We start from the raw sequence: 16,013 nt of genomic DNA on the forward strand, positions 1-16,013 counted from the left end.
CGCTATTTCCAGACCAGCTTCTTCGATTCGACGCCGTCGGCGCGGATCCAGACGTTGCGGCCGGCGGTGCCTTGCGGGAACTCCTCGAAGGTCAGCTTCCCGTCCGGGCCGATCTGCTTCGACTTGCTGCCGTGGACGCCGTCGTCGGTGACGCAGGTGACCGACACCGTCTTGCCGGGGGTGAAACCGGTCATCACGATGTGGATCAGCCCGCAGACGGGTGGGTCGCACTGGTCCGCCTTGGCGTCGGCGCCCCGCGAGATGACGATGCTCCGGTCGGCGGGCTGGTCCCCTCTCGGCTTCGTGACCTGCGCGGGTGCGCCCCGGCCCGCCGCGTTCTCGGCGACGACGGTGACCGTGATCGGCTGCTCGATCCCGATGTCGGTGATGAGGTGCGACCGGCCCGTCACCTTCGCCGAACCGGCACCCGAACCGTCGGCGCGCCGCCAGGACACGTGGTACGCGGTGACCGGGGAACCGTTCGCCGCGGCGGCGTTCCAGGTCACGTTCGCGTCGGTGTCCCCGGTCTTGATGCGGACGGCGAGCCCGGTGGGCGCGCCCGGCGGCTGGACGTTCGTCCGCGGGGTCACCGCGGCCGAGGTGGCGCCGGGACCGGTGCCCGCCCGGTTCGCCGCGGTCACCGTGAAGGCGTACGCGGTGCCGTTCGCCAGTCCGGGGATCGACGTCGTCCGCACTCCGGCGCCGACGCTCTTCTCACCACCAGCCCAGGAGACGCGGTAGCCGGTGATCGTCGCGCCATTGGCCGCGGCCGTGCCCCACTTGACCGTCGCGGCACCGTCTCCGGGGGTCGCGGTCACCGAACGCGGCGCACCCGGCGGACTCGCCGGGACCACCGGCTGCGGCTTCGGCTGTGGTTGTGGCTGCGGCTGTGGCTGTGGCTGTGGCTTCGGAACAGGCTGCGGTTTCGGCTGCACCGGCGCGGCCGGGTCATCGGCGGGCTTCTCCTGCGTCGGCGGGGTCACCGGGTTCGGCTTGTCTGCGGGCTGCGGTGGCCCTGTCACAGGCACCTCGTTGACCGCGCCGTCCTGGTCGACCACGAGGACATGCGAACCGTCGGCACCGTCCACATAGACCCGTGCGTCCGGGCCGCGGACCGGCGGATGCTCCGCGCCACCCGGAATCGGCCTGCTGTCCTTCGCCCGGCCCGCCCCATCGAACGTACGCAGCGTGCGGTTTCCCTTGTCCACCAAGGCGACCACGGAACCGGACGAGGCAAGTCCGGCGTAGTCGCCTGGCGGCAAAGGAACAGTGACCGGTGCCCCGGCGCCGATCAGGTGCAGCCGCGCGCCCGCCCGGTCCAGGATCGCGAGTTTGCCGTCGACGTCGGTGGAAGCCGCGACGGCGGTGTCCGGCACGTCCACCCCGAGTCGCGCGGGCTCGCCGAACCCGGCGGAGGAGACCGCCCGCACCGTGTCGTCGTCGTTGTCCACGAATACCGGGCCACTGCCGGTGACCACCAGGGATCCCTTGTGCCTGCCCGGAATCGCGATCGGGCACGAGACGCGATCGGCGGTGGGCGCGAGTTCGCACAGCAGCCCGTTGTCGATCTGGTGCAGCCACAGCCGTCCGTCGGCGGTCGCCACCGGCTCGCCGAGCCTGCCACCGACCGGGATCCTCACCATACCTTCGCCGAGCCGGACCACGATGCCCGATTCGCGGTACACCGCGTACGGACCGCCCTTGGTCTCGACGGTCGCCGGCCATTCGTTCGCGGGCGACGGCGTCGTGTTCTCGACCGACAGGGTCGACTTCCCGAACTCGATGGTCTTCGACGGCGAGACGGCGTACCCCTGCGTCGGCCCTTGCACAACGCGGCTTCCCGGATCGGCGCCGGGCAGCGCGACCTGTGCGTCGGCCTGCTTGCCGGAGCCGTCGACATGGAACGCCGACCCCAGCGCGGAGTTGTAGATCCAGTGCCCGGTCTGCACCAGATCCAAGCCCACCAGGGGTTTCGCCCCGCCGGTGACCGCGATCCCCACCAGCGCGACGGTGCCGGACACGATCATGGCGATCGGCACCCGCGCGCGGAAACGTCCGGAAGTACCCACGGCTCAGACCGCGTTGACGGCGGGGGCCGGCGTCGCGGCCAGTGCCTCGCCGACGATCTCGGTGGCGGACCGCTGGTTGAGTTCGGCGTCGGACGTGAGCACCAGCCGATGCGCGAGCACCGGTCTCGCGACGGCCTTGATGTCGTCCGGGGTCACGTAGTTCCGGCCGTCGGTGGCCGCGATCCCTTGTGCCGCACGGACGAGCGCGATGCTGCCGCGTGGGCTCGCGCCGTAGCGGACCGACGCGTGGTCACGGGTCGCGGCGGCGAGCCGGACCGCGTACGAGCAGATCGCCGGGTCGAGATAGGCCTCCCGCACCTGATCGATGGCGCGGCGCAAGGTTTCCAGGTCCACCACCGGAGCCAGCTCGTCGGGGTTGACCCGCGCGCAGTCGCTCATGATCACCCGCACCTCGGCGTCGTGATCGGGATAGCCGACCGAGATCCGCATCATGAAGCGATCCAGCTGGGCTTCGGGCAGCCGGTAGGTACCCTCCATCTCGATCGGGTTCTGGGTGGCGATCACCAGGAACGGATGGGGTACCTCGTGCGGCACCGAATCGACCGTCGCGCGCCGCTCCGACATCACTTCGAGCAGTGCCGACTGGGTTTTCGGGGTGCCGCGGTTGATCTCGTCGGCGAGCACGATGTTCGCGAAGATGCCGCCGGGGTGGAATTCGAACTTCTCGTTGTTCTGGTGGTAGACCATCACTCCGGTGACGTCGCCGGGCAGCAGGTCGGGGGTGAACTGGATGCGGTTCCAGCTCCCGCCGACACTGCGCGCCAGGCAGCGGGCGAGCGTCGTCTTCCCCAGCCCCGGCACGTCCTCGATCAGCAGATGCCCCTCGGACAGCAGCGCAGCGATCGCCAGCCGGACGACGTCCGGTTTGCCGCGCAGCACACGCTGCACGTTCTCGGCGACGGCAAGGTAGACCGCGGTCGCTGCCGGCTGGTTCATCGTTTCCCCTCCGAAAGACGCCTTCGGACGGGAAGCATCCCGCGCGGGGGCCGGGACCGGTCCCCGCCGACGTCAGGGGCCGCTGACGGGCAGGGCGAGTTCGAAGATCGCCCCGCCCGCGTCCCGGTTGTAGACCCGCAGGGTGCCGCCGTGGACGTCGGCCACCCATTTGACGACCGCCAGCCCGATGCCGGTGGAGCCGCCGCCGCTGACGAACCGTTCGAACAACGCCGCCGCCCCTTCCGGGTCCACGCCGGGGCCGCGGTCGGCGATGAGCACCCGGCCGTCGAGCACGGTCACCTCGATGTCGGCGACCTCGCCTGGTGCCCGGCCGTGACTCAGCGCGTTGCCGATCAGGTTCGCGATCGCGCGCCGCAGCAACGTCGCGTCACCGTCGACCCGGGTCGGCACGGTGGTGACGGCGATGCGCGCGTCGTCGGCGGGCAGGTCCTCGACGACCGTCTCGACCAGCTGGTCGAGCATGAGCGGGCCGAGGGACAGCTCGTCGACGCCCGCGGTGATCCTGGCCCGTCGCGGCCAGAGGTCGATGATGTCGCCCATCATCGACGCGAGACGGATCGTCCTCGGCAGCAGCTCGGCCTGTTCGGCGGGGTTCCGCGACGCGGTTTCGGCGAGCGCGCGCAACCCGGCCACCGGGGTCTTGAGGTCGTGGACGACGCCGTCGAGGAGCTGGGAAACGCCGTCCAGCAACGACTTCTGCTGCTCCAGCGCGGCGGTGGCCGGTCGCATGGCGCGGCCCGCGATGAAATAGCCCGCGGCGCCGAGGCCGAGCACCAGCAGCACGCAGCCGCCGATCACCAGCGCCACCCACTGGTCGTGGTCCGCCCGCACGCCGTCGGCGTCGGCCACCACGACGACGGCGCCGACGATCTGCCCGTCGCGATCCTGGAGCGGGTCGGCCGCGACGTACACGGACCTGCCCTCGGCCGTGGTCTCGTACCCGGTCTTCGACTTGTTCTGGCCGGTCGCCTCGGTCGCGAGCCGGTTCAGCAGGGCGTCGTCGACGGTCACGCACTCGCGTTTCCCGCGATAGGGCTCGAACCGCGGCGCGCTGCCGGGGAGGACGGCGAACTGCGGGCACTGCTCGTCGACGGTGTCGGTGCCGATGTAGGCGGTGACGATCGTGCCGCCGCCGGCGGTGATCAGCCTGGCCAGCGTGGCCGACGTCTGGCGGACATCGCTGTCGAGCCGCTGCCTGCCCTGGTCCGCGTCGGCCTCGATGACCAGCCAGGCCAGCACCACCAGGCCGAAGGCGTTCATCGCGGTGAACAGCAGCGTGAGCAGACGGCGGAGCCTCCGGAGGCGGCCGGTCGAGGAGTCCGTCACGAGAGCCGGTATCCGATCCCGCGTACCGTCTCCACCGGATCGGGCTCCCCCAGCTTGTGGCGCAGGCGTTTGACCACGGCGTCGACGACGTTCGCCATCGGCTCGTTCCCGAGGTCCCAGCAGTGTTCGATGAGGTCCGCGCGCGAAACCGCCATACCCGGCCGGGTGGCGAGGTATTCGAGAATCGCGAACTCGCGGTTGCTCAGGGAAAGCAGTACGCCACCCCGGCGGACCTCGCAGCGCGCGAAGTCCACTTCGAGGCCGGCGTGGCGCAGCACCGGCGGCCTGCCGCCGCGCCGACGGCACAGGTTCGTCACCCTGGCCAGCAGTTCCGCCATCACGAACGGTTTGACCACGTAGTCGTCCCCGCCGTGTTCGAAGCCCTCGACGCGGGCGGCACCCGAGTCCAGCGCGGTCAGGAACAGCACCGGCACCGCCCAGCCCCGCCGCCTGCGCTCGTCGACGAATCCCGCGGCGTCGCCGTCGGGCAGCATCCGGTCGAAGACCGCGCACGCGTACGTCTCGCCGGTGGCGAGCGCACTCGCAGCGGCGGCCAGTGAGCCGACGGCGTCCACCGTGAACGAAGCGGCCCGCAGCTCGGTGGCGACCGCCAGGCGGATGTCTCCGTCGTCCTCGACGACCAGCACTCGTACGTTCATGGCATCCCTCCGTGACAGGACGCTACCGTGAGCGAGTGCGGATCCTGGTCATCGAGGACGACGAAGCCCTGCGGGCGTCGGTGCACTCGTCGCTGCGCTCCGCCGGGTTCGCCGTCGACGCCGTCGGAGATCTCGGCCCGGCCGACGAGGCGCTGTTCGTCAACGAATACGACTGCGTGGTCTTCGACCGCATGCTGCCCGGCGGCGATTCGCTGGACTACGTCGAGCGGAAACGCACCACGGGCTGGGCGACCCCAGTGCTGTTCCTCACCGCGCTCGGCGATCCCGGCCAACGAGTCGCCGGCCTGCGACGCGGGGGCGACGACTACCTCGAGAAGCCTTTCGCCATCGCGGAAATGGTGGCCCGCGTGCGTAGCCTGTGCCGCCGGGGCCGGGTCGCGCCACCGCCGGTACTACGGGCCGAAGACCTCGAACTGGACACCGGCCGCCACGAGGTCCGGCGCGGCGGCGTCCTGCTGAGCCTTACCCGCACGGAGTTCGCCGTCCTGCGCTGCCTGCTGGAGAACGCGGGGCAGCCGGTTTCGCGGCACGACCTCATCCGGGCGGGCTGGGACGAACAGGCCGACCCGGCGTCCAACGTCCTCGACGTCCTCCTGACCGGACTGCGGCGGAAACTGCTGACGCCACCGTTGATCACCACCGTGCCGAAAGCCGGCTACCGAATCGGCTGACGTACAGGAAGGCCCCCTTACTTGCGCAAGGGGGCCTTCCTGTACTGCTGATCAGTCCTTGACGCCCTTCGCGGCGTCCTTGACCTTTTCACCGGCCTGCTTCAGGTTGGCCTTGCCCTGCTCGGCCTTGCCTTCGGCCTGCCACTGCTCGTTGTCGGTGGCGTTCCCGACCGCTTCCTTGGCCTTGCCCTTGAGTTCGTCGGCCTTGTTCTCGGCTTTGTCGTTCATCGGGGCTCCCTTCGTTGTCCGCTGCTTTCGGGTTACCCGGCCGCGGAGGGCGGAAACCTTCCCGACGGTTCCAGAAGCGTGGGGCCTGACACGTTTGAACCGGCGCTGAGACCAAGCTCCGACGCGACACCGGGGCGCGTGCGTCCATTATGGACAGTGACAGGTGTGGTGACAGGGGTACAGGTGGACTCTTTGAGGGATCCACGGCGGCGCGTGAAGGACCCCTTCCCTCGGCTCAGCCGAAGAAACTCGACCTTCACACCCTCCCCCAGTACAGGAAGGCCCCCTTCCTGTACCTAGGCGCAAGGAAGGGGGCCTTCATGTCCTCCACGCGAGCAACGCCGCAGGTAACGCGAAACAGACCTCAAGACAGAGACCCGGTCACGCCACCTTTGCCTTACGCCTCAATACACCTACCACGGCGACCGCGTCGGACACGCCCCTGGTCACGGTCTGCAAATACCGAACGCGATCAGTGACCGAGTTCCGCCCAGACGGTCTTACCGTCTTCACGCCGGTCCTGCCCCCACGCCGCGGCGCAGGCCTCGATCAGCGGCAGCCCCCGGCCGCCGTTGTCCGACGCCGGACGCGGGGTGGCGAGGTTCTCGCCGGAGTCGTCGACCTCGATGCGCACCCGTCCCGGCAGCCGCAGCAACCGCACCTGCCTCGGCGGCTTCGCGTGCCGCAGGGCGTTGGACACGAGCTCGTCCAGCACCAGGATCGTGTCCATGAGGTCGTCTTCGGCGACGTCGCGGAGTTCCGCGCGTGCCCAGGCCCGGACCCGCGCCAATTCGGTCAGGTCGCTGCCCACGGCCAAAGTCAGCACGGTGGACTGGTAGCCGGTGGGCATGGCCTGCTCGGTGGACACGAGACCTCCCAGGTCACTACGGCCCCTCGGGGCACTCGTGGAGGTCTAGTACCCCAAACGCCGCGATCACTAACGGCCCGGCCGTCATCGTTCGCCGCCGGTGTGTCCGCACGGGTAGACGGTCTTCGCGGCGAGGGCCTCGCACGCCGGGCAGTTGTTCACCGGCCGGTCGCGGCGGCCCCAGAAGGAATGGGTGGCCCCGCACAGCGCGGTGACGCGGTCGCCGTGGCCGGGATCCGGGGTGCATACGGGGCAGTAGGCGTGCGCGGCGCGTTCGACCTCGGACGTCATACGAGTCCCCTCGTCCAGCTCATGGTCACCGTGGTGCCGTCGCCCCGGTACCGGCAGTCGGCGTGGTCGGCGAGCCGGTCGATCAGCAGCAGGCCGCGGCCGCGGATCGGGTCGGCGGGATCCGCCTGCTTCCAGTTCCCGTAGTCGGTGACGACCACCTTGATCCCGTCCCGGCCGGACGTGGCGTGGATTTCGATGACGCCGTCCGAGCCGTCCCGGTAGGCGTGCTCGGCCGCGTTGGCCAGCGCCTCGCTGCTCGCCAGGACGATGTCCTCCCGCCGCTCCCCATCCACGCCGAGGCCGGCGAGCCAACGCGTGAGCTGCTTCCGGAGTTCCACGAGCCGCCCGGCTTCGGCGGGCACCCGATCGCGGAACTCCTGCGGCACCTGGGCGGAGACGTGCTTCATGCTTCGCCGCCCATCACGGCCCCCCGGGTGAGTCCGGGTCGTTTCCGGCCCCCGTTTCCGTCACCTGTTCATCTTGCCGGGCGCGGCGGCAACCCGCCAGGTGACTCCCGGTCGTGACCTCCCGTCCCCCCTTCGTGGATTTCCCGTGGACTGAATGGCCGATATACCGCTACCGCGTCCGGACCTATCGTCGACGCATGTCAAGCGACTTGCAGCGGCGCAAGATCTCGGGTGTCTTCGCGGCGATGGACCTCGACCGTGACGGTTTCCTTGAGGAGCAAGACTTTCAGGCGCTGGCCGACCGCTGGGCGCGACTGCGGGGTCCGGGCGGCGAGCGACAGCTGACCGGCATCCTGCTGAGCTGGTGGACGACGTTGCTGGAGGCGTCGGACCTCGACCGCGACAACAAGGTCACGCTCGACGAGGTCCTGCTGGTGGTCGACAAGCTGCCGGAGACGCCGGAGGCGGTGCTCGCCACGGCCGACGCGATGTTCGAAGCGATCGACGAAAACCGGGACGGCCTGATCTCCGCGGCGGAGTACCGCCGGCTGATCGAGGCCTGGAACGGCCGTCCCACCGACACCGACACCACGTTCCCGGCGCTGGACTCCGATGGCGACGGCAAGCTGTCCCGGGAAGAGTTCGCCGTGCTGTGGCTGGAGTTCTGGGCTGGTGACGACGCCGAAGCGCCGGGAACCCTCGTTTTCGGCCCGCTCGCCGCCTGAATTCGCAACCCGTCACTTTCCTGTCGATCGACCGAAAAGGAATAATCGGCTCACCGCGGCAATTACCCAGCCATTACCAATACTTTTATTTATTGCTCTTTTCGAGTGATCAACACTTATGACCACCTTCGCGGAAAGACAGCACACTTCCGGTACCGCTACCATTACGGCGTTCCCGGACGGACAGAGCAGGTCTTGTTTGTGCTGTCTGCCTCATTTACGACTTTAGTCGGGAGGTCGAGCGCGTGCGCTCGCCGCGAAAAGCCAACGGAAAAAGCCAGGACGCCCACCACACCGAAGGCGCGGCGACATCCGCGTTGCTGCGCATCGGCCGCTACCTGACGCGCGCGGAGAGTTCGCCGGATCTGCATTCGGTACACCTGACCGGGGGCCGCGAAGGCGACGCGTTCTACCGCGATCGCTGGAGCCATGACAAGGTGGTCCCGTCGACGCACGGCGTGAACTGCACCGGTTCCTGCCGCTGGAATGTGTACGTATCGGACGGGATCATCACCTGGGAGAGTCAGGATCCGGACTATCCCTCCGTCGGACCGGACAAACCGGAATACGAGCCACGCGGGTGCCCGCGCGGCGCTTCCTTCTCCTGGTATTCCTATTCGCCGACGCGCGTACGTTTTCCGTATGCGCGGGGCGTTCTCGTCGAAATGTACCGAGACGCGCTGAGAAAACACCACGACCCGGTGACGGCATGGGCGTCGGTGATGGACGATCCGATGAAACGGATGTCCTATCAACGCGCCCGCGGAAAAGGTGGATTGGTCCGAGTGACCTGGGACGAAGCCGCGGAAATCGCGGCGGCCGCCCATGTACACGCCATTTCCCGGTACGGCCCGGACAGGGTCGCCGGCTTTTCGCCGATTCCGGCGATGTCCATGGTCTCGCACGCGATCGGCTCGCGGTTCATGGCGCTGATCGGCGCCCCGATGCTCTCGTTCTACGACTGGTACGCCGACCTGCCGGTGGCCTCGCCGCAGGTGTTCGGCGACCAGACCGACGTGCCGGAATCCGCGGACTGGTGGGACGCCGCGTACCTGATGATGTGGGGCTCGAACGTCCCGGTGACCAGGACGCCGGACGCGCACTGGATGGCCGAAGCGCGGTATCGCGGGCAGAAGGTCGTGGTGGTCTCCCCCGACTACGCCGACAACACCAAGTTCGCCGACGAGTGGCTGGCCCCGCACCCCGGCACCGACGCCGCGCTGGCGATGGCCATGGGGCACGTCATCCTCACCGAGTTCTTCGCCGAGCGGCAGGTCCCGTTCTTCACCGACTACGTCCGCCGGTTCACCGACCTTCCGTTCCTGGTCACGCTGGCCGAGCGGGACGGCGCGTACGTCCCGTCGAAGTTCCTCACCGCGGCCGACCTCGGAGGGTCCGGGACAGCCGAGCCGCAGTGGAAAACCGTGCTGGTCGACGACCGCACCGGGGAACCGGTCGTGCCGAACGGTTCGGTCGGCTTCCGCTGGAACGAGCACGACCAGGGACGCTGGAACCTCGACCTCGGCGACGTCGAGCCGCGGTTGAGCCTGCTGGCGGATCCCGCTCATCAGGGCGTCGAGGTCCTGCTGCCGCGTTTCGACGTCGACGGCGTGCTGCGCCGTGGTGTCCCCGCCGTGGAAGTGGGCGGACGGCTGGTCACCACCGTATTCGACCTGCTGATGGCGCAGTACGGCGTGCGGCGCGGAGATCTGCCGGGGGTCTGGCCGTCCGGCTACGACGATCCGGCGGAGCCGTGCACCCCGGCCTGGCAGCAGGAGATCACCTCGGTCCCGGCTGAGCGGGTCACCCGGATCGCCAGGGAGTTCGCCGAGACCGCCGAAGCCTCCCGCGGCCGCTGCATGATCCTGATGGGCGCCGGCACCAACCACTGGTTCCACTCCGACACCATCTACCGGTCCTTCCTGGCGCTGCTGACGATGACCGGTTGCCAGGGTCGCAACGGCGGCGGCTGGGCGCATTACGTCGGGCAGGAGAAGGTGCGGCCACTGACCGGGCACCAGACCCTTGCCGGCGCGATGGACTGGGTGCGGCCGGCGCGCCAGATGATCGGGACCGCCTATTGGTACCTGCACACCGGCCAATGGCGTTACGACGCACTGCGCAACGACGAGCTCACCTCCCCGCTGGCATCCGGCAAGCTCGCCGGGACCAGCGCCGCCGACACGCTCGCGCAGTCCGCACGGCTGGGCTGGATGCCCTCGTTCCCCACCTTCGACCGCAACCCGCTGGACCTGGTCGACGAGGCCGAGGAAGCGGGCGCCGACCCGGCTCGCCATGTCACCGCGCGGTTGCGCGATGGCACGCTGGGCTTCGCCGCCGAAGATCCGGACGAGCCGAGGAACTGGCCGCGGGTGCTCACGGTGTGGCGGTCGAACCTGCTCGGCTCTTCGGCCAAGGGGCACGAATACTTCCTGCGTCACCTGCTGGGCACCGACGCGAACCTCCGCGGCGAGGAGGCCCCGCCGGAAGCCCGGCCGCGTTCGGTGAAATGGCACGACACCGCGCCGGTCGGCAAGTTGGATCTTATGCTGGCAATCGATTACCGGATGACCAGCACGACGTTGTTCGCCGATCTCGTACTGCCCGCCGCGACCTGGTACGAAAAGCATGACCTGTCCTCGACGGATATGCATCCGTTCGTGCATTCGTTCAACGCCGCCGTCGACCCGCCGTGGCAGACCCGAACCGATTTCGACGCGTTCCACGCGATCGCGAAACGATTCAGCGAGCTGGCGGAACGACATCTCGGAGTGCGCCGGGATCTGGTCGCCACCCCGATGACGCACGACACGCCGGGGGAAACGGCACAACCGGGCGGGGTCGTGCGGGACTGGCGCGACGGTGACGTCGAGCCGATCCCGGGTGTCACGATGCCGCGGTTGACCGTCGTGGAACGTGACTATCCCGCGGTGGCGGCGAAACTGGCCACGCTCGGGCCGCTGCTGGAGAAGCTGGGCGCCACCAGCAAGGGCATCACCTACGACGTCGGCGAGGAGGTGAACTGGCTGCGTGCGAAGAACGGCGTCGCACTGAGCGGCGCCGGACGAGGACAGGCGCTGATCGACACCGACATCAAGGCCGCGGACGCCGTCCTCGCCCTGTCGGGCACCACCAACGGACGGCTGGCCACCCAGGGCTTCCGCGAACTCGAGAAGCGGGTCGGCACCGAATTGGCGCACCTTTCGGCCGAGCACGAAGGAAAACGGATCTCCTTCGCTGACACCAGGTCCCGGCCGGCGCCGGTGATCACCAGTCCGGAGTGGTCCGGCAGCGAGAGCGGCGGACGCCGGTACTCCGCGTTCGTGATCAACGTCGAACACGGCAAACCATGGCATACGCTCACCGGCCGCCAGCACTTCTTCCTCGACCACGACTGGATGCACGAACTCGGTGAGGCGCTGCCGGTCTACCGGCCGCCGCTGGGCCAGCACCAGCTCTCCGGCGAGTCGAACGGGGCGGAGGTGACCGTGCGCTATCTGACCCCGCACAGCAAATGGTCGATCCACTCGACGTACCAGGACAATCTGCACATGCTCACGCTGTCACGCGGCGGGCAGGGGATCTGGATGAGCCCGGCCGACGCCGAGGCCATCGGCGCTCACGACAACGACTGGATCGAGGCGGTCAACCGCAACGGCGTCGTGGTGGCAAGGGCGATCGTCTCCCACCGCATGCCGACGGGCACCGTTTTCCTTTACCACGCGCAGGACCGAGCGGTGAACGTGCCGCGCATCGAGGCCACCGGCAAACGCGGTGGCACGCACAACTCCCTGACCCGGCTGCTGATCAAGCCCACTCATCTCATCGGCGGCTACGCCCAGCTCAGCTTCGGCTTCAACTACCTGGGCCCCACCGGCAACCAACGCGACGAGATCACCGTGATCCGCCGCCGTTCCCAGGAGGTGCGTTACTGATGCGGGTTCTCGCGCAATTGGCGATGGTGATGAACCTGGACAAGTGCATCGGCTGCCATACCTGCTCGGTGACCTGCAAACAGGCATGGACCAACCGGGCAGGCACCGAGTACGCGTGGTTCAACAACGTGGAAACCCGGCCGGGGCAAGGATACCCCCGCCGTTACGAAGACCAGGAACGCTGGAAGGGCGGCTGGGAACGGACCGCGAAGGGCCGGTTGCGGCTGCGCGCGGGCGGTCGGCTGAGCAAACTCGGGAAGCTGTTCGCCAATCCGGACCTGCCGGAGATCTCCGACTACTACGAGCCGTGGACCTACGACTACGCCACCCTGATCGAGGCGCCGCTCGGCGACGACGTGCCCACCGCCGCGCCGCGGTCGGCCATCACCGGCGAGCCCACTCAGCCCACCTGGGGCCCGAACTGGGACGACGACCTCGGCGGATCCACCGAACACGGGATCAAGGACCCGATCGCGGAGAAGCTTCGCGACGAACTCGGGATCCAGATCAAGTTCGAGTTCGAGCAGAGCTTCATGTTCTACCTGCCGCGGATCTGCGAGCACTGCCTCAATCCGTCCTGTGTGGCCAGTTGCCCGTCCGGCGCGATGTACAAACGCGAGGAGGACGGGATCGTGCTGGTCGACCAGGACCAGTGCCGCGGCTGGCGGATGTGCGTCACCGGCTGCCCGTACAAGAAGGTGTACTTCAACCACAAAACCGGCAAGGCCGAGAAGTGCACGTTCTGCTATCCGAGGATCGAGGCCGGCCAGCCCACCGTGTGCGCGGAAACCTGCGTCGGGCGGCTGCGCTACATCGGCGTGCTGCTCTACGACGCCGACAAGGTCACCGAAGCGGCGTCCGTCGCCGACGAACACGACCTGTATCCCGCGCAGCTCGACCTGCTGCTCGATCCGCGCGACCCCGCGGTGATCCGGGCCGCCGAAGCGGCGGGCATCCCGCACGACTGGCTCACCGCCGCCCAGCGATCGCCGGTGTACCAGCTGATCCACGACTTCCGGCTGGCGCTGCCGCTGCATCCGGAATACCGCACGATGCCGATGGTCTGGTACATCCCGCCGCTGTCGCCGGTGGTCGACGCGGTCAGCGGCAGCGGCCACGACGGCGAGCACCGGGACAACCTGTTCGGTGCCATCGACGCCTTGCGCATCCCGGTCGAGTACCTGGCGGAACTGTTCACCGCCGGGGACACCGAGCCCGTCCGGCGGTCCCTGCGCCGGCTGGCCGCCATGCGGTCCTACATGCGGGCGGTGAACCTCGGGCAGGAGACCGACGAGGACATCCCCGCCTCGGTCGGTCTCACCGGCGAGCAGATCTTCGCCATGCACCGGCTGCTGGCGCTGGCCAAGTACGACGAGCGTTACGTCATCCCCACCGCCGGCGTCGGGCAGGCCCACGACCTGGAGGCCGTCGCCACCCGCTGCAGCCTCGACGTCGACGGCGGGCCGGGGATGGGCGGCGGCGAGTCCACGGTCGACCTGGTCAGCTGGGACGACGGTGCCCGGCCGGACGCGTTGTTCCCCACCCTGCGAGGGCAGGACCGGTGAAACTCAGCCGTTCCCGCGCCGTCGCTTCGCGGCACCATGCGGCGCTGCGCCAGGTCGCCGGCTGGTGCCTGCAGTACCCCGACGAAGCCGTCCTCGGCAAACTCGGCCTGTTGCGCGCGTGCCTCGACGAGACCTCCGGGCCCGGTCACGCGGAACTCTGCCGCACCGTGGCCTTCCTCGAACAGGGGGAACCCGGCGCGCTGGCCTCCCACTACATCGAGGTCTTCGACCGCAAGCCCCGGCGGACACTGCATCTGAGCTGGTTCCTCGACGGCGACACCCGCCGGCGAGGGGAGACGCTGGCCGCCGTGCGCCGGTTCTACCGCTCACAGGGGTACGCCCCGGCCGAGAACGAACTGCCGGACTTCCTCCCGGTGATACTGGAGTTCGCGGCCGTCGCCGATCCCGCGGTGGCCGAAGAGGTACTCTCCCGCTTCCACCCGGCACTGGACCTGCTGCACCGCAACATGTCCGCTATGGACACTCCGTATCGTGACGCCGTCGCGGCGGTACTGGCGACGCTTCCGGCGGTGCCCGTCCCGCCACCCGCCGTCCCGCTCGCCGAACTGGTCGGTCTCGACCCGTTCCCCACCGGAGGTGGCCGATGAGTTCCGGACCCGACCTGCTGCTGTGGGGCGCCGCGCCGTACGCGGCGATCGCCCTGCTGGTCTTCGGCACGATCTGGCGTTATCGGCACGACAAGTTCGGCTGGACGACCCGGTCCAGTCAGCTCCACGAGTCCCGGCTGCTGCGCGTGGCCAGCCCGGTGTTCCACATCGGTCTGCTCATGGTGATCGGCGGGCACGTGCTCGGGCTCTTCGTCCCCAAGGGCGTCACCGAGTTCGCCGGGCTCGACGAGCACGCGTACCACGTGATCTCGCTCGGGATGGGCAGCGTCGCCGGGCTGATCGCCGTCGGCGGTCTCGGCCTCCTGCTGTGGCGGCGGGCGCGGGTCCCGGCGGTGCGCCGCGCCACCTCGGTCAGCGACCGGTACATGTACGTGGTGCTCGTGCTGGTGATGCTCGCCGGGCTGGCGACCACGCTGGTCGACAACGGCGTCCGGGGCGGATACGACTACCGCGAGACGGTCGGCCCCTGGTTCCGCGGCATCCTGCTCCTCGATCCCCAGCCGGATCTGATGGCGTCGGCGCCACTGGATTACCGGCTGCATACCGCCCTGGGCATGCTGTTGTTCGCGCTGTGGCCGTTTTCCCGGCTGGTGCACGCGTTCAGCGCGCCGGTGCGGTACCTGCTGCGTCCGTACGTGGTCTACCGGCGCCGTGCTCCCGGCGCCGTCGGTACCCGGAACCCGCGCCGTGGCTGGGAATGAGCAGGCTCCGCCGCACCGCCTACGTCGCGTTGAGCTCGTTCGGCTGCATCGTGCTCATCGGTCTCTGCGCGATCGTCACCGGCGCGCCACTGCTGTTCCCGTCGCTGGGGCCCACGGCGTTCCTGGTGTTCACCGGGCCGCAGGCCCCCTCTTCGAGCCCGCGCAACACGGTGCTCGGACACTTGGCCGGCGTCCTCGCGGGACTGGCCGGCCTGGCCGCCACCGGTCTGCTCACCGCCGCCCCGGACCTGACCCGTCCGTCCTTGGCCAGGATCGGGGCGGCCGCACTGGCGCTGGGCCTCACCTGCGCGGCGATGGCGGCACTCGACATCCCTCACCCGCCGGCCGGGGCCACCACCCTGATCATCTCACTCGGCCTGCTGCACACCGCTCCGCAGGTGCTCGCGGTCATGGCGGGTGTCCTCCTCATCGCCCTGCTCGCCGTCGTGATCAACAAGCTGTTCGGGGTGCCGTATCCCTGGTGGCGCCCGGCGTCACTGCCGCCATCGGCTCGGCGGCGCCGTCTCGAATCGTCCATAAAGGACTGAAGAAAGACGAAGACCGCGCCACCGCGGATGTCCCGCCGAGGATCGCCTCGAACCCCAGTTGCCGACCGCCGCCCGCGCCACGCCCTAGATGAGTGATTCCGTGAAGATCGCGTGAGTGCGACCCCGCGAAGGAACCCTTCCCTTAACTGTCCATAAGGGACACCAGTTGTGCCGAATTGCCCGATTGACCATCGATTGACCGTATCGGCGCGAACCAAGGTCGTGACATACGGCAGCTACAGCGCCTCGCTTAGCTTCACGTGATTTTCACGGAGTCTTGCCACCCACGACCACCCGGACCCATACCTGGCAGCCGCCCTTGGTCGCGGGCATGTCCTGAAGGCCCCCTTTGAGACGATCAACGTCTCAAAGGGGGCCTTCAAGACACCGCG

The 16,013-nt window shown here is 69.0% G+C and carries 15 protein-coding genes; 7 read left to right on the forward strand and 8 right to left on the reverse strand.

What is annotated here, in order from left to right; translation table 11 throughout:
• Positions 1 to 2: 2 nt before the first annotated feature.
• From AB0M65_RS16450 to AB0M65_RS16465, 4 genes are all read right to left on the reverse strand, one after another.
• Positions 3 to 2,069, reverse strand: coding sequence for a fibronectin type III domain-containing protein (locus tag AB0M65_RS16450; RefSeq protein ID WP_364027902.1), 2,067 nt, complete (start codon positions 2,067 to 2,069; stop codon positions 3 to 5).
• Positions 2,070 to 2,072: 3 nt separating this feature from the next.
• The gene (locus AB0M65_RS16455) at positions 2,073 to 3,026 is read right to left on the reverse strand and encodes a MoxR family ATPase (RefSeq protein ID WP_364027905.1); all 954 of its coding nucleotides are present in this window, start codon (positions 3,024 to 3,026) and stop codon (positions 2,073 to 2,075) included.
• A 72-nt stretch (positions 3,027 to 3,098) separates the two neighbouring features.
• The gene (locus AB0M65_RS16460; protein WP_364027908.1) at positions 3,099 to 4,373 is read right to left on the reverse strand and encodes a HAMP domain-containing sensor histidine kinase; all 1,275 of its coding nucleotides are present in this window, start codon (positions 4,371 to 4,373) and stop codon (positions 3,099 to 3,101) included.
• Positions 4,370 to 5,032, reverse strand: a complete 663-nt coding sequence (locus AB0M65_RS16465; protein WP_364027911.1) for a response regulator transcription factor — start codon at positions 5,030 to 5,032, stop codon at positions 4,370 to 4,372. Before AB0M65_RS16465 ends, AB0M65_RS16460 begins: the two co-directional genes overlap by 4 nt.
• A 35-nt stretch (positions 5,033 to 5,067) precedes the next feature.
• Here AB0M65_RS16465 and AB0M65_RS16470 point away from each other — a divergent pair, with 35 nt between their 5' ends.
• Positions 5,068 to 5,724 carry a response regulator transcription factor gene (locus tag AB0M65_RS16470; RefSeq protein WP_364027914.1) on the forward strand — a complete coding sequence of 219 codons (657 nt, stop codon included), beginning with the start codon at positions 5,068 to 5,070 and terminating at the stop codon, positions 5,722 to 5,724.
• A 51-nt stretch (positions 5,725 to 5,775) separates the two neighbouring features.
• On the opposite strand, the gene AB0M65_RS16475 is transcribed toward AB0M65_RS16470, so the two are convergent.
• The 4 genes from AB0M65_RS16475 to AB0M65_RS16490 all read right to left on the reverse strand — a co-directional run bounded on the left by AB0M65_RS16475 (position 5,776) and on the right by AB0M65_RS16490 (position 7,518).
• Positions 5,776 to 5,952 (reverse strand): CsbD family protein, encoded by a 177-nt coding sequence (locus AB0M65_RS16475; protein ID WP_364027917.1) that lies wholly within the window; start codon positions 5,950 to 5,952, stop codon positions 5,776 to 5,778.
• Positions 5,953 to 6,424: 472 nt separating this feature from the next.
• Entirely contained in the window at positions 6,425 to 6,820 is a 396-nt protein-coding gene (locus tag AB0M65_RS16480) for an ATP-binding protein (protein WP_364027919.1), read from the reverse strand.
• Positions 6,821 to 6,904: 84 nt separating this feature from the next.
• Entirely contained in the window at positions 6,905 to 7,111 is a 207-nt protein-coding gene (locus AB0M65_RS16485; RefSeq protein WP_364027922.1) for a hypothetical protein, read from the reverse strand.
• Positions 7,108 to 7,518, reverse strand: a complete 411-nt coding sequence (locus tag AB0M65_RS16490) for an ATP-binding protein (RefSeq protein WP_364027925.1) — start codon at positions 7,516 to 7,518, stop codon at positions 7,108 to 7,110. Before AB0M65_RS16490 ends, AB0M65_RS16485 begins: the two co-directional genes overlap by 4 nt.
• Before the next feature lie 197 nt (positions 7,519 to 7,715).
• Here AB0M65_RS16490 and AB0M65_RS16495 point away from each other — a divergent pair, with 197 nt between their 5' ends.
• The 6 genes from AB0M65_RS16495 (at position 7,716) to AB0M65_RS16520 (ending at position 15,621) form a co-directional block, all read left to right on the forward strand.
• A complete protein-coding gene (locus AB0M65_RS16495; RefSeq protein WP_364027928.1) occupies positions 7,716 to 8,243 on the forward strand; it encodes an EF-hand domain-containing protein in 528 nt (175 codons plus the stop codon).
• A 245-nt stretch (positions 8,244 to 8,488) separates the two neighbouring features.
• Positions 8,489 to 12,178, forward strand: coding sequence for a nitrate reductase subunit alpha (locus AB0M65_RS16500; protein ID WP_364027931.1), 3,690 nt, complete (start codon positions 8,489 to 8,491; stop codon positions 12,176 to 12,178).
• Positions 12,178 to 13,743: a nitrate reductase subunit beta gene (gene narH, locus AB0M65_RS16505; protein WP_364027934.1), complete on the forward strand. Its 1,566-nt coding sequence runs from the start codon at positions 12,178 to 12,180 to the stop codon at positions 13,741 to 13,743. The genes AB0M65_RS16500 and narH overlap by 1 nt, the downstream gene beginning before the upstream one ends.
• The gene (narJ, locus tag AB0M65_RS16510) at positions 13,740 to 14,351 is read left to right on the forward strand and encodes a nitrate reductase molybdenum cofactor assembly chaperone (RefSeq protein WP_364027937.1); all 612 of its coding nucleotides are present in this window, start codon (positions 13,740 to 13,742) and stop codon (positions 14,349 to 14,351) included. The genes narH and narJ overlap by 4 nt, the downstream gene beginning before the upstream one ends.
• Positions 14,348 to 15,073: a respiratory nitrate reductase subunit gamma gene (narI, locus tag AB0M65_RS16515; protein WP_364027940.1), complete on the forward strand. Its 726-nt coding sequence runs from the start codon at positions 14,348 to 14,350 to the stop codon at positions 15,071 to 15,073. The genes narJ and narI overlap by 4 nt, the downstream gene beginning before the upstream one ends.
• Positions 15,070 to 15,621 (forward strand): HPP family protein, encoded by a 552-nt coding sequence (locus tag AB0M65_RS16520; protein WP_364027943.1) that lies wholly within the window; start codon positions 15,070 to 15,072, stop codon positions 15,619 to 15,621. The genes narI and AB0M65_RS16520 overlap by 4 nt, the downstream gene beginning before the upstream one ends.
• Positions 15,622 to 16,013: the final 392 nt, after the last annotated feature.

The sequence above is a fragment of the Amycolatopsis sp. NPDC051071 genome, from assembly GCF_040682875.1.
Classification (GTDB): Bacteria; Actinomycetota; Actinomycetes; order Mycobacteriales; family Pseudonocardiaceae; genus Amycolatopsis.

Bases quoted from the DNA above. Each gene is read 5' to 3' on its own strand.
- AB0M65_RS16485 (WP_364027922.1), bottom strand. From the start codon at position 7,111: ATGACGTCCGAGGTCGAACGCGCCGCGCACGCCTACTGCCCCGTATGC.
- AB0M65_RS16495 (WP_364027928.1), top strand. From the start codon at position 7,716: ATGTCAAGCGACTTGCAGCGGCGCAAGATCTCGGGTGTCTTCGCGGCG.
- AB0M65_RS16475 (WP_364027917.1), bottom strand. From the start codon at position 5,952: ATGAACGACAAAGCCGAGAACAAGGCCGACGAACTCAAGGGCAAGGCC.
- AB0M65_RS16465 (WP_364027911.1), bottom strand. From the start codon at position 5,032: ATGAACGTACGAGTGCTGGTCGTCGAGGACGACGGAGACATCCGCCTG.
- narI (WP_364027940.1), top strand. From the start codon at position 14,348: ATGAGTTCCGGACCCGACCTGCTGCTGTGGGGCGCCGCGCCGTACGCG.
- narH (WP_364027934.1), top strand. From the start codon at position 12,178: ATGCGGGTTCTCGCGCAATTGGCGATGGTGATGAACCTGGACAAGTGC.
- AB0M65_RS16490 (WP_364027925.1), bottom strand. From the start codon at position 7,518: ATGAAGCACGTCTCCGCCCAGGTGCCGCAGGAGTTCCGCGATCGGGTG.
- AB0M65_RS16520 (WP_364027943.1), top strand. From the start codon at position 15,070: ATGAGCAGGCTCCGCCGCACCGCCTACGTCGCGTTGAGCTCGTTCGGC.
- AB0M65_RS16455 (WP_364027905.1), bottom strand. From the start codon at position 3,026: ATGAACCAGCCGGCAGCGACCGCGGTCTACCTTGCCGTCGCCGAGAAC.